Source organism: Bacillus sp. FAU20 (assembly GCF_056033865.1).
This window is the reverse complement of sequence record NZ_JBVYHY010000022.1, coordinates 122,609-135,769: the sequence shown is the minus strand read 5'-3', so window position 1 is coordinate 135,769 and position 13,161 is coordinate 122,609. Positions and strand designations below refer to the sequence as shown.

Annotated in this window: 9 protein-coding genes, 1 pseudogene and 1 riboswitch; of the genes and pseudogenes, 4 read left to right on the top strand and 6 right to left on the bottom strand. The window is 34.9% G+C overall.

The window, feature by feature from the left end:
* Window positions 1–253 precede the first annotated feature (253 nt).
* The 3 genes from AC0OM3_RS19020 to AC0OM3_RS19010 form a co-directional block, all read right to left on the bottom strand.
* Complete coding sequence (locus AC0OM3_RS19020) at window positions 254–1,990, bottom strand: C40 family peptidase (RefSeq protein WP_474212667.1); 1,737 nt, start codon at window positions 1,988–1,990, stop codon at window positions 254–256.
* Between the two features lie 210 nt (window positions 1,991–2,200).
* Window positions 2,201–3,085 (bottom strand): D-amino-acid transaminase, encoded by an 885-nt coding sequence (locus tag AC0OM3_RS19015; RefSeq protein ID WP_081114046.1) that lies wholly within the window; start codon window positions 3,083–3,085, stop codon window positions 2,201–2,203.
* Between the two features lie 618 nt (window positions 3,086–3,703).
* Complete coding sequence (locus AC0OM3_RS19010) at window positions 3,704–5,632, bottom strand: LTA synthase family protein (protein WP_000665350.1); 1,929 nt, start codon at window positions 5,630–5,632, stop codon at window positions 3,704–3,706.
* Between the two features lie 545 nt (window positions 5,633–6,177).
* Here AC0OM3_RS19010 and AC0OM3_RS19005 point away from each other — a divergent pair.
* Together AC0OM3_RS19005 and AC0OM3_RS19000 are read left to right on the top strand one after the other, a co-directional pair.
* Window positions 6,178–6,543, top strand: a complete 366-nt coding sequence (locus AC0OM3_RS19005) for a YkvA family protein (RefSeq protein WP_000810373.1) — start codon at window positions 6,178–6,180, stop codon at window positions 6,541–6,543.
* Window positions 6,544–6,593: 50 nt separating this feature from the next.
* Window positions 6,594–7,085: a metal-binding protein gene (locus AC0OM3_RS19000; protein ID WP_001139059.1), complete on the top strand. Its 492-nt coding sequence runs from the start codon at window positions 6,594–6,596 to the stop codon at window positions 7,083–7,085.
* Between the two features lie 70 nt (window positions 7,086–7,155).
* On the opposite strand, the gene AC0OM3_RS18995 is transcribed toward AC0OM3_RS19000, so the two are convergent.
* The gene (locus AC0OM3_RS18995) at window positions 7,156–7,473 is read right to left on the bottom strand and encodes a magnetosome magnetite crystal formation protein family (protein WP_151521661.1); all 318 of its coding nucleotides are present in this window, start codon (window positions 7,471–7,473) and stop codon (window positions 7,156–7,158) included.
* Window positions 7,474–7,768: 295 nt separating this feature from the next.
* On the opposite strand from AC0OM3_RS18995, the gene lldP reads away from it, so the two are divergent.
* Together lldP and AC0OM3_RS18985 are read left to right on the top strand one after the other, a co-directional pair.
* Window positions 7,769–9,427 (top strand): L-lactate permease, encoded by a 1,659-nt coding sequence (lldP, locus tag AC0OM3_RS18990; RefSeq protein WP_001099332.1) that lies wholly within the window; start codon window positions 7,769–7,771, stop codon window positions 9,425–9,427.
* 548 nt (window positions 9,428–9,975) lie between these two features.
* Window positions 9,976–11,910: a hypothetical protein gene (locus AC0OM3_RS18985; RefSeq protein WP_474212664.1), complete on the top strand. Its 1,935-nt coding sequence runs from the start codon at window positions 9,976–9,978 to the stop codon at window positions 11,908–11,910.
* Window positions 11,911–12,001: 91 nt separating this feature from the next.
* Here AC0OM3_RS18985 and AC0OM3_RS18980 read toward each other — a convergent pair.
* A pseudogene (locus AC0OM3_RS18980) lies at window positions 12,002–12,535 on the bottom strand (site-specific integrase).
* Between the two features lie 35 nt (window positions 12,536–12,570).
* Window positions 12,571–12,702 carry a hypothetical protein gene (locus AC0OM3_RS18975; protein ID WP_255831465.1) on the bottom strand — a complete coding sequence of 44 codons (132 nt, stop codon included), beginning with the start codon at window positions 12,700–12,702 and terminating at the stop codon, window positions 12,571–12,573.
* A 291-nt stretch (window positions 12,703–12,993) separates the two neighbouring features.
* A riboswitch (TPP riboswitch) is annotated at window positions 12,994–13,109 on the top strand.
* The last annotated feature ends 52 nt before the right edge of the window (window positions 13,110–13,161 follow it).

The window sequence follows — 13,161 nt, the reverse complement described above, 5'->3', positions numbered from 1 at the left end:
AATGAAAAGTTTAAATAAAAAGAAAATTCTTCAAAAAAACACATATAAAATAAATAGACATGAAATAGGTTATGTTTTTTATGAAAATATATACATTATGATAACGTTATGCATTGTTTTTGCAGAATAAAGTGTATGAAATAGAAGAATGGATACATTATTTTTGTAGAGAGAAGGTAGGAGAAAGGGAGTAATATGTTGAACTCATAGCAAAAAAGCCTTCTAGTAAACTAGAAGGCTTTGAAACTATTAATTAAGGTGCTTTCGTGTATCCTAAGAAGTGGCTCTTCCAATAAGATTTACTTAATGAATCGATTGCGACACCTTTATCTCCAGCTTGGATAAACGATCCGCCTCCAAGGTAAATACCCATGTGTGAAGGACCAGATTTATAAGTGTTTTGGAAATAAATTAAGTCACCCGGTTGTGGACTTGAAGTTTTTGGTAGGCTACTCCAGTATCCCGCAACACTTTGACGGCTAATGTTATGACCAAATTTCTTAAATACGTGGTAGATGTAGCCACTGCAGTCTACGCCGTTGGCAGAAGTTCCGCCCCAAACGTATGGTACACCTTGCATTGATTTTGCGTATGCAAGTACGGAAGAACTGTCGCCGCTATTGTTGCCTGTATTATTATTGTTGTTGTTATTGTTTTGATTGTTATTTTGGTTATTGTTAGGCTTATTATCTACTGCGCCTCCAACTGGTGTTTTAGACAGATAACGTGTTCCGATATAACCAGTTTGACCGTTGTAGTTAATTTTGCTCCATCCAGAGTTTTCAGAGATTACTTGAACCTTCTGTCCTTGTGGAAGTGCGCCTATGATTCTATAATTTGTACCTTCGCCGCTACGTACATTTAGTGCAGAAGCATTAATGTAGTAGTCGCCAATTGCACCTTGGTTAGGTTTTTCAGGTTGTTTTGGTTGCTCAGGAGTAGTAGTGCCACCTTTAACGAATTTTACAAATTCGCTACTAACAAAGCCTGTTTTTCCTTGGTAATTCACTTTAAACCAACCGTTTTCAGATCCAACTACGTTTAATGTTGTACCGTTTAAAACGCCACCAATTACACTATGGTAAGCGGCAGGGCCTGTACGAACACGTAAAGATGTAGCGTTAACCACGTAAGAACCACCAGTTTGAATAGTTCCATTATTGTTTTGCTCTTGTTTGTTGCCTTCTGTAACGTTTTCGTTGGAACCGCCTTTTGTTACATAGTCTTTGCTTACATAAGCAGTTTGTCCTGCGTAATTGATTTTGAACCAATCTTGAACTTCTCCAACAACTTGTACTACTTGTCCTTTTGTAATAGAACCTACAGTTGTGTGAGAAGTGCTAGGACCTGTACGAACGCGAAGGGAAGATACATTTACTGTATAGTTTCCGCTTGCTGGTTTTACTTCTTGGTTGTTATTATTCGTATTGTTGTTTGAAGAACCCGCATTAGAAGAAACGCCAGATACGAATTCGCCACTTACATAACCTACTTGTCCATTATGGTTAATTTTCACCCAACCATTTTCTTGTCCAATTACGTTTAATGTTTGTCCTTCATATACACGTCCAGAAACAGAACTAGATGTGTTAGGAGCTGTACGTACACGTAATACATCAGCGGTAACTTTATTGTTTCCACCTGTACTTACATTGTTGTTTGCTGCTCCACTTTTTGATACAAATTCGCCACTAACAAAGCCTGTTTGTCCATTAATGTTAATTTTGAACCAACCATTTTCTTCGCCAATCACGTTTAATGATTGACCGTTATAAACGCGTGAGATGATGTCGTGAGAAGTGCTTGATCCTGCACGAACATGTAATACGCTCGCGTTTACCTTATAAGATGAGCTGTTTGATGCAGAAGCTTGGACAGTTGTAGCAGCTTTTTGTGTATTTTGTTCAGGTGCAGCTTGAACACTATCAAGTGTAGGTGCTGCTCCTCCTGCTACAGACACTGCCGCAAGACCGGCAAGATACTTTTTCATAATTTGTCGATTCCTTTCTGTCTGTAATGTAGTGAAGAAATATTTACCAACTGTTAAAAATTCTAAAGAGCATGTCGATTACTGTCAAGACTTATATAGGAATCTGAATATGACAAAAAGATTACAAGAAAAAAATCAAGGCATAAAATTACACCTTGATTTCCATTTAAATGCATATATTGAATATGAAAGGACAGAAATTATTCGTGTTTAAGAAGAGGCCATATTGGATTGTAACAAGATTTGATTAAAAGATTTTTGCAGTTTTTTGGTGATAGGCCCAACTTGCCCATCTTGAATCGCGGTCCCATCAAGGTGGGTCATTGGTAAAATTTCAATCGTTGTGCCTGTAAAAAAGCATTCATCTGCTTGATAAACGTCACGAACGCTGAAAAGTTCTTCCTGTACAGGAATGTGAAGAGTATTCGCTAAAGAAAGGACATATTGACGAATAATGCCATTTAAAATAAGGTGATTGGCTGGATGTGTGTAAAGAGTTCCGTGTTTAATTAAAAAGAAGTTGGAATGGCTTCCTTCCGTTACAATACCATTCCTTACGAGAAGTGCCTCTTTACAACCTTTCCGTTCAGCTTTCGTAGCAGCTAGTACGTTTGGTAATAAATTTAATGATTTAATGTCACAGCGTAGCCATCGAGTATCGGGTTCTGATATAGCACGTATACCATATTCAATCCATAATGCTGGTCTTTCTTTTTTTGTAATATAGGCATAAATTGTCGGAGGGTTGTCATATGAAAATATATGTGTGCGAGCTTGTACACCACGAGATACTTGCAAATAAATTGTGCCATCTTCATGGAAATGATTTCGTTCAATTAATTTGTAAAGTAAAGTGATGAGCTCAGCTTTTGAGAAAGGGAGCGATAATTCTATTTCTTCCATGGAGCGATATAATCTCGTTATGTGCGGATCTAATAAGTGAAAGTTCCCTTTATATAGGCGAATCACCTCGTAGACACCATCTCCGAACTGCAAACCTCTCTCTTCAAGTTCTATGTACGTTTGTTGTTTTGTTGTATCAATAACTTCATCATTCCAAAGTACAAATTTTTCGTATGCCAATTTCCGTCCCATCCTTTCGTAAGTACGTAAGTAACGTGAAACTTTCATTCATGCGAGATAAAAATCACTATAGTAATTTTTATGTAAGCAATTCTCTACATATGACCGTATATGTATTTGTAAATCATAGAGAAGTAAGGATGATTTACCCCGCATTAACGGGCAGTAAAACTTCCACTTAAAAATTAGGGTGGAGCAAAGAAGTGAATTGGGCGAATAACTGCCCGATTGGTAAGGGCTGATTAAAGTTTCACTTTACAGCATTTTGTATATACAAATTCGAAAATAAGAATGAGAATCCTGCTTTTAAATAAAAAAAGCAACATTCTTATGGAATGCTGCACAAGGAGGGTAGCTATCTTTCATAGGGACATTGTCTTGTTGAATGTTTTGTGTATGGAAACAAAACATGTTGAAAGACAATTATAAGAAAGTAGAAACAAAAGATTTACACATTTCTTTAAGGGATCTTACGAAAGATGAAAGATAAGAAATATGTAGAACCTCGTTTACATATTTTATTATAGAGATTCTTCATTAACGCTATGTGAACATTTGGTAAAGGTTATGTAATTTTAAAGTTAATGAATATAAGTAGTTGTATGGAAGAAAATAAAAAAGAGGCTGAGATTACTCAGCGCTCTTCTTTTCTTCTTTAATAACTGTTTTTACTTCACCAGTTTTAATCTTATTACTTTCAGAGAAGCGAAGTAAGTCACCTTCAATGATTTTATCAGACATGTTCAATTCATTTTGGGCACGATCAATTAGTGGTTGAGATTCTTCTTTCGGTAATTGTACAACTTCGCCAGTAGCACGATCGTAGAATGTACTGTTTGTGTACATGTATTTATCTGTAACGAAGCTACCGTCACGAAGAACAACAAATCCTTTATTATCAGGTGAGAATACATCATGACCGAATCGAACGTCATTTGTAGAATCTACACCAAGTAAGTTTAGAATAGTTGGTTTAATATCAATTTCTCCAGTTGGTTTCGAAATTGTTTTACCTTCTTTTTGACCTGGAACGTGAATAAACATCGGTGTTTTTTGTAAGTTCATATGGTCAAATGCAGTGATTTCTTCTTTTCCTAAGAACTGTGCCATTGCACGGTTATGGTTTTCAGAAATACCGTAGTGGTCACCGTAGAATACGATTACTGAGTTGTCGTAAATACCTTCTGCTTTTAGACGCTCAATAAAGTGTTTCATTGCTTCGTCTAAGTAACGAGCAGTTACCATGTAACGGTCAAATACTCCATCACCAGAATTATATTCGTCGATTAATTTTGTACTGTCATCGTAAGTGAATGGGTAATGATTCGTTAAAGTAAGGAAGCGAGTATAGAATGGTTGCTTCACTTGTTTTAACATATCAATAGATTGATCGAAGTATTCGATATCTTTTAATCCCCAGTTTAATTTTGTTTCTGGCGTAATCTTGTAGTCAAGCTCGTTGTAGTAACGATCATAACCAAGTGCTGGATACATAATGTTACGGTTCCAGAATGTTGCGTTGTTTGCGTGGAATACCGACGTGTGATACCCTTGCTGACGTAAAATTTCTGGAGTTGCTGTATATTCATTATTACCGTGTGTGAAGAATACAGCACCGCGGTCTAGTGGGTATAAAGAAGTATCTACTAGGAATTCAGCATCAGATGTTTTACCTTGCCCAGTTTGATGGAAGAAGTTATCAAAGTAATAACTTTCTTTCGTAAATTGGTTTAAGAATGGTGTAACTTCTTGTCCGTTAACTGTTGCGCCAATTAAGAATGTTTGTAATGACTCAAGAGAGACAACAATTACGTTTTTCCCTTTTGCAGTACCGAACATATTTGGATCTGGTTTACTTTGTGTTGTTTTCACGTAGTTTTCTGTTTCTTGTAATTTACTACCGTCAGCGAATGCTTTTTGTGAACTTGATTTTGCTTGTAAGCCAAGATCGTATACTTGGTGTACATATAATCCTAAGTTTTTAACAAGCATAACGCGGTCGAATGAACGTGTTAATAATTCTGGACGTTCAGCTTCTGCAAGTCCTAAGTTTGCGAAGAAAATAGCAACTGTTGATACGAAGTATAGGGAACGCATCGGGCGTGCTACACGCTCTGTAGGTGCAAAGTTTTTCATTTTCTTCAACAGAACGAAGAATATGATAATGTCTGCAAATGCAAGAATAATTTTGTAGTTAAATAATTCTTTTACACTAGAACCTAAACTTCCAAAGTTAGATGTTTGTCCTAGCACCGGTAAAGTAACGAAGTCATTGTAGAATCCGTAGAACATTACGTTACCAACAAGAACGATTGTTAAGACAAAATTAATTCCAAGTGCTATATAGTTACGTTTTTTCCCTTTTGCAAATAATGCAAGACCAACAAGCAGTAATGATGCTGCTAATGGGCTAAGGAATAAAATGAATTCTTGCATGAAAGATTCAAGTTTTAAATCAAAGCTTGTGCGTGTAATAAGGTAAGTTTTCAGCCATAAGGCTAAAGCTACGAATACAGTGAAACGCACATTTTGAAATTGTGATTTCAAGGTTTCTTTCATTCATTTCCACCCTTTCTCTATCAGGCTTGGTCGATTTTGGAGCGAAAAATGCTAAAATAAAAAATACATAGTTTTCTTGGCCATAATTAAAGGTTCTATATTCACCCATATACGACTATAACTATGCATACCCTTTTGGTTTCTTTTGTTGCTCATAAGCATAACGTCATTTCTGTATTATACAACAAAATTCATTTCTGAGAAACACTATAACATTTTACATTTTTTGTATAAGATTTGTCACTACCAGAGAAAACTTTAACATTCGTTTATATGTCCGTCAACTAGAAAATATAACAAAGGTAGAGCAGAATGTTAAGTGGAAGTGAAAATTTTCTTTGTTGAGAAATAAGAAATGAAGATGGGTAAGGGTTATCTAGAAATCTATTATATGAAGGAAATCGTGTGAAAATTAACGAACACTTGTTCTTTTTTAGTTTGTTTGTTACAATGAAAGTTCATTGATAGGTTTTGTGTAATTTCCATGAACTTTTACTGATAACATATTCTAGCTTATTTCTTTTTAAAAATAGGGAGGCTTTTACATGAAACAAAAATTTTCAGTTGAAGCGTTTTGGAAGAAAGTAAAACATGTTGCAAAGCAAGCAGGGCAGTCGGTCATTTATGCAAGTTTATTACTGTTTTACGTTTTACAAAGACCCGATGTTCCAAAACGAGTGAAAATTATTGTAATTGGAGCACTTGCTTATTTTATTGCACCGATTGATGCGATTCCAGATTTCATTGCTGGAATTGGCTATACGGATGATTTGGGGGCGTTAACGGCCGCACTAATACAGGTGTCGTTATACGTCAATGAAGATGTGAAAAATAAGGCACGAGTGAAGTTGGCAGAATGGTTTGGTTCGGATATAGACACAACATTTATCGATCAGAAATTAGGTCAATAGGTGAAACCTGTCATAAGGTGACAGGACGAACGTAAGCGAGGAAGTGCATTATGCCATCAGGAAGAACGCATACGAAAATAAACTTAATATCCCTTCCGGTTGTTTTGTTTTTGCTCTTTTCGTATGGATTAACAAATTTTGATTTTTTATTAACTTTTGCAATTGGTTTTTTAGTAGGTACTTCATTTTTAACACCAGATTTAGATACGTACAGTAATGCTTATAACAAATGGGGTTTCTTACGTATATTTTGGTATCCTTATAAGAAAGTAATGCCGCATCGATCTTTCTTTACGCATACGATTATACTTGGTGATGTGATTCGTATTGCGTACATGTTAATCGTCTTTTCTCCATTTTTATTTCTATTAAATGTAATCGCACTGGATGGTAATTTAATAGAAATTGCGAAGAAACACGAGGTTGAAATTGTAACGTTCTTAATGGGAATTGTTGTGGCAAGTACGCTCCACATTATAGCGGATAAAGTGAATACGCGCCGAAAGAAAATGATGAGAAAAAAGAAGAAACGCAGGAGATAAAGTGAACGAATTTGGAAAAGGCCCCTTGCAATTTGCAAGGGGCCCTTTTTAAACAAACATTTGTTTAAAATTAAGCTTTCAGCACTTTAATTCCTTTTACAATGTTCCAGATGAAGTAGTATAAGCTGATGATTCCGCAAATAGCTAAGACAATCATTGATCCAATTCCAAGTGTTACATCTGGTTGATCAGATCCAAGACCCATAATTCCTAAAATAGTTACGCCAATGAATGTAGCGATACTTGGAATGATGTGTGTCCATAGAGCACGTTTTGCATGTGGTTTTGTTTCAGTGTCTCCCACAATCCAAACGATAATAGGGAATAAGATAGGGGCAAATAGTACACTAAAGTATGATAACGCAGCTAATATTTTATTTCCGTTCATATATATCACCTCATGAATAATTTCTGTTGTTATACTATTATTATGCAATAATTTTGGCAAACTTCCTATCGATAAACATTACAAGAACGTGACGATTTTGTAAGATTTTCTATTAAATAATAAAATTTTCAAAAAAATCTTTTTTAATAGAAATTGTTATGGTACAGTATAAATGAAAGTTGTTGAAAACGTTTTCTTAAACGTTTTTTTATTTTAGGCTTAAAGGTATGATGACCTGATAGTCTATTGATGAGGTTATTCTATTTAAAAGGGGATTCTTTAGGGGGAGAGAACAATGAACACATGGACACAAGTTTATGATCCATTCGGAAACATTTGGATTTCGGCAGCGGTCGCACTTATTCCGATTATCTTTTTTTTCTTAGCTTTAGCAGTTTTCCGCATGAAGGGGTATGTAGCAGGATTTATTACAGTTGTACTTACAGTTTTAGTAGCGTTATTCGCTTATAAAATGCCGTTCAAGATGGCAATGGCAGCAACCGGGTACGGTTTTTTGTACGGGTTATGGCCAATTGCTTGGATTATCATTATGTCCGTATTTTTATATAAAATTTCTGTAAAAACAGGTCAATTTGATGTGATTCGTGCATCGGTATTATCGATTACGAACGATCATCGTCTACTCGTTATTTTAATTGGATTTTCATTTGGAGCATTTTTAGAAGGAGCGGCAGGATTTGGGGCACCAGTAGCGATTACAGCAGCGCTTCTTGCGGGTCTTGGGTTAAATCCTTTATACGCAGCAGGTCTTTGTTTGATTGCAAATACTGCACCAGTGGCGTTCGGAGCGATGGGAATTCCGATTACAGTTGCTGGACAAGTAACAGGTATTGATCCACATAAAATTGGACAAATGGCTGGGCATCAATTACCGTTCCTATCATTATTTGTTCCATTCTTTATCGTATTTTTAATGGATGGATTTAAAGGTATAAGACAAACGTGGCCTGCGTTACTTGTAGCGGGTAGTTCATTTGCGATTACGCAGTTCATTACAGCGACATTTTTAGGGCCGGAACTTCCGGATATTACATCGGCACTTGTAAGTTTAATTAGTTTAGCGCTGTTCTTAAAAGTTTGGCAGCCGAAAGAAACTTATCAATCCGGGCAAGCAAATAGTGAAGTAGCAGCAACGACAGCAGCATCGATGCCGAAATTAACGTTTGGAAAAGTGGTGAAGGCATGGTCTCCATTTATCGTATTAACGGTTATGGTAGTCATTTGGAGCCAAAGTTTCTTTAAGGCATTATTCGCTCCAGGAGGGGCTTTAGAAAGTCTTGTATTTAAGTTTGAAATTCCAGGTCTACATAATTTAGTAATGAAAGCAGAGCCCATTGTAAATAAACCAACGCCTTACGAGGCAATTCTAAAGTTTGATGTATTATCGGCAACTGGAACAGCGATTTTAATTGCTTGTATCATTTCCATGTTTATTTTGAAAATGAATGTAAAAGATGCAGTAGTGACATTTAAAGAAACGTTAAGCGAATTAAAAATGCCAATTCTATCTATCGGATTCGTACTAGGGTTTGCATTTATCGCAAACTATTCTGGTCTATCTTCTACGTTAGCGTTAGCATTAGCCGGAACTGGCGGACTATTCCCGTTCTTCTCACCATTCTTAGGCTGGATTGGCGTATTCCTAACAGGGTCTGATACGTCTGCGAATGCACTGTTCTCGAATTTACAAGCCATTACAGCGCAGCAAGTCGGTGTATCTGAAGTGCTTCTCGTTGCAGCAAATACAACGGGCGGTGTAACAGGAAAAATGATTTCTCCGCAATCGATTGCAATTGCTTGTGCGGCAGTTGGACTTGCTGGAAAAGAATCGGATTTGTTCCGTTTTACAGTAAAGCATAGTTTATTCTTCGTAATTATTGTTGGTATTATGACGTATGTGCAGGCTTATTATTTAACTTGGATGATTCCGTAATGTCTATTATAGAAATGAGAATAAGCATAAATGTAGTTATATAGGGATTTTACTGTTGTATAACGTAGGGTTTAAAATGATGAAACACCACTTATGGGGCAGATGTAAATAAGGAATTTTTTAGAATTGGTTTTTGGAGCAGAAAAAGAAAGATAATTTTTAAATAAAATAATTGAACAATGTTGTTTATAAAGCTCAATTTATTAAAGAAAGTCTTTCTTCTAAAATTGAAGATAGCTTGTCTTGGCAGGGTAAGTGAAATAGACGGTGAATCACCTTTAATAATTTTGAGCTTTTTTATTTGTATAAAAAATAGAAACAGTTATTATTTAGTAGAAATTTTATATATGCAACTATGTAACGCATAGTGCTTTTAAAAAGAAGTGGTACTTGTTACTGAAATATATTATATCTTTAGGTTTATATATGATTAAAATGTCTGATTTTTTAATTTTTACTTTTATCATCTATAGTAAAATTGAATTATAGAAGTGGTAGAACTGAAAAAATATAGGCGAGGTGTTAAAATGGCCAGAAGTACAGAGTCAATGCAGAGAGCAATTTATTCACATGGAGATACCGTAAGATATATAGAACCTGATGAGGCCATTACTATACGAGATCAAGGATATATTAAAGGGTATACTTTATATTGTGAAAATCATCTTAAATCTGGTTGTAAAGCTGAAGTCAAGGTGGTAAACAGAGGACCAGATAATCGTTTTTTTAATTTGATGCCTGAGGGAGAAGGACGAGAGGGACACTGTATCGACTGCTCATATATTTTGAAGACTATTCCAGTTAGAGAGCGATTTAGGGATGTCCCCAAAGACAAAAAGTTAGTAGTGGATATAGATGAACGAGATATGTTTGGCAGCAAGCAGACTAAAGTAATAAAATCGAAAGAAAAGAAAGAATCTGCAAAGAATCAAGTTTTAGCAGTTCCAGAGAAAATTATTACAAGGAAGGTTCCCGGAGTTAGAAATGAATATATTAGAACTATTAGTGAACTTATTGAATTACTGCATAGTAAAGATGATTTAATCATTAGAAACGTATTAAGGCAATTATATGTTACTAATAAACTATATAAAAGAGAAAGCTATCAATTGTTATGGGAAAAAAGGCCTAATCATACATTTATAGTTGAAGGTTTTTTAGATAAAAATGACTTAGAGAAATTAGAGCAAAAAGGGTATGGGTTTGCTTACCCGTTCTATAAAAATAAACCAGATCAAATACGTATTATGTTGATTTATAATGGGAATGGAAAAAAGAGATTTCAAATGACATTAAAAAGTTTACTGAAATGGATCGATAAAAAGACAGATGGAAATCGAAAACTAGCTCTTATAAAAGGGAATATTGTTGATTATTATGAAGATAAAAGAATCATTTTGTTAAATGTAAGAGATATTGATATTAAATATAAACTAAAAGAATATAGTGCAGAGCAAGTTTCTCAATTTAAAGAGACGAAAAATCTGCCGTTACAAAAGGATAAAGCAGATAACGAAAAGGTAATTAACTATCCAGAATGGAGTGAAGAAAACAAGAAGCAGCCGTCATATGAAGAAAAACTAAGAGAAGTTACGTCTAAAAGTGTTAGGGAGATGCCACCTTTAAAATCTAAGGAATTACCAAAAGAGACAGCTATTCCAATCAGGACGAAGAAAATAGATGTACTTACAACGGATTTTTTGCTTCAGTTTATTGAGGATGCGCATCTGCAAAGAATGAGGGATACAAGTGTTGGAAAAGTGCCTTTAGCAAGATGGTTTGATTCATATTCTGAAAGTGAATATGCAATGATTCCGTTAGAAAAGCTTAAAGGGGTTGATAACTCTAAACGAAGAGAAGGGAGTTGGCTAGAACAATTATATAGTTTGAATAGAATACGACAGAATTTAGAAAGTGTTCAGAGATATGGGATTGAAGAGTTTAAGGAATTTATAAAAAAGGAATCAGATATTATCTTTGATTACTATCAGGATTTCGATAGTTATTATGTTTCGATGCAGGGAACACATAGAAGTGTTATAGCAAAAGTTTTGAATATAGATTATATTGGGGCTAAAATAACTACAGTCCATAAATTAAATGGAAGATTAGAGGAAGAGAAAGAGCAATTTAAAGAGCAGTGGAGAAATTTATTAAATATTATTAAGGAGATTAACCTTGTTTCTAAATATGATCCTAATAAAAAATGTATAAATCTTTATGCGAGTAACAATGTATTTATTATCTCCATTAAAAATATTCAACCACCAACCCTTTATCAAGATGGAAAATATAATTTTGGTTATTGGATTTCGGTATTTAAAGATATAAAAGCTGAGGGAGATAAATTAAATAAAAAACCATTATTATTACGGAAATGGATTTTATATTATAAAAAGAAAAGTAATGTTTTTTGGCGTTCGAAAGAAGAGTATTACTATAAATTGTTAGAGAACTATACTTTGAAAACAGAGATAAAATAAGTTGGCTTTTAGGCTGTGATGCTCTTTCTTATCTAATAAAATGTATTCTTATTACTGTTTTCTTACCTACAATACCTACAGTTACGGATAATCAAGATATCCTTTGAGCAAGTAGCGTTTCAAAATGGCTGCTTGTTTTTTTACTTGCTTCTTCTAATACATGAGCGTATATATTCATGATTGTCTGTATATCGCTATGTCCTAAACGTTCTGATATGACTTTTAAATTTTCGTCTTGCGTTAATAAATAGGTAGCATGAGTGAAACGTAGCCCGTGTAATTTAATATGGCGTAATCCATGTTTTTGGGGAAAATAATGCCACCTACTGCTAGCTTTTTCAGGAGTAAGTGGTTTACCATTCCATGTTGAGAATAAGAAGAAATGTTCTTCACCTTCCTATAAATCACCACAGGCAATACGTTTTTCAGCCAAGTACTTTTTATATTGTTTTAATTTGACTGTAAAAGCGGGAAGGATAGAAATAGTTCTTTTTGATTTGCTCGTTTTAGGCTCTTTTAATAGTATCTCTTTGCCTGCTCTGCCAACTGTTTGTTGGATATGAATCATATCATTATCAAAATTAAGATGTCCCCATTCTAAGCCTAATAGCTCGTCCCTACGCATGCCAGTAACGATAGCTAATTGGAATAGCATCTTATTCATTTCTTTTTTTGCTCCGTTAAAGCCAAAATCTTAATGATTTCCTTTTGATCGTAAGGCTGTATCTCTTGTTTCTTTCCTTTTAATTTTGAGCCATCCATAGGGTTCTTCTTGATAAATCCCCATCCCATTCACAAGCCTTTTTGAATAGCATTTTAACTCTTGTATGGATTGAATTTATTGTGGTAGTTGCTAATCCCTTAGTTGGTAAATTCTCATGGAATAAAGTAACTAAATGGAACAGTTTAGAAAGGGTATTGAACGCCAAGACTCCTGTAGCAATAAGGGGTAAAGATGTTGTCTCCTGTTAAAACTGTTTAAAAGCATCGTATAACGTGGATGATTCCGTAAAGAGCGAAAGAAATAAACTTTGAATTTTTCAGATTATGGTGTATGATGGGAAAGTATTGAAAATTAAATCAGTGATAAACTAGGGGTGCCTAACGTATGCGTAGGCTGAGAGAGAAGCGCGTGAACTTCTTAACCCTTTGGACCTGATCTGGCTCGTACCAGCGTAGGGAAGTTAACGGCTTTACATAATGATGTCTTTATGAGCCAGGTCCTTATTTTTCTATGGACCTGGCTCTTTT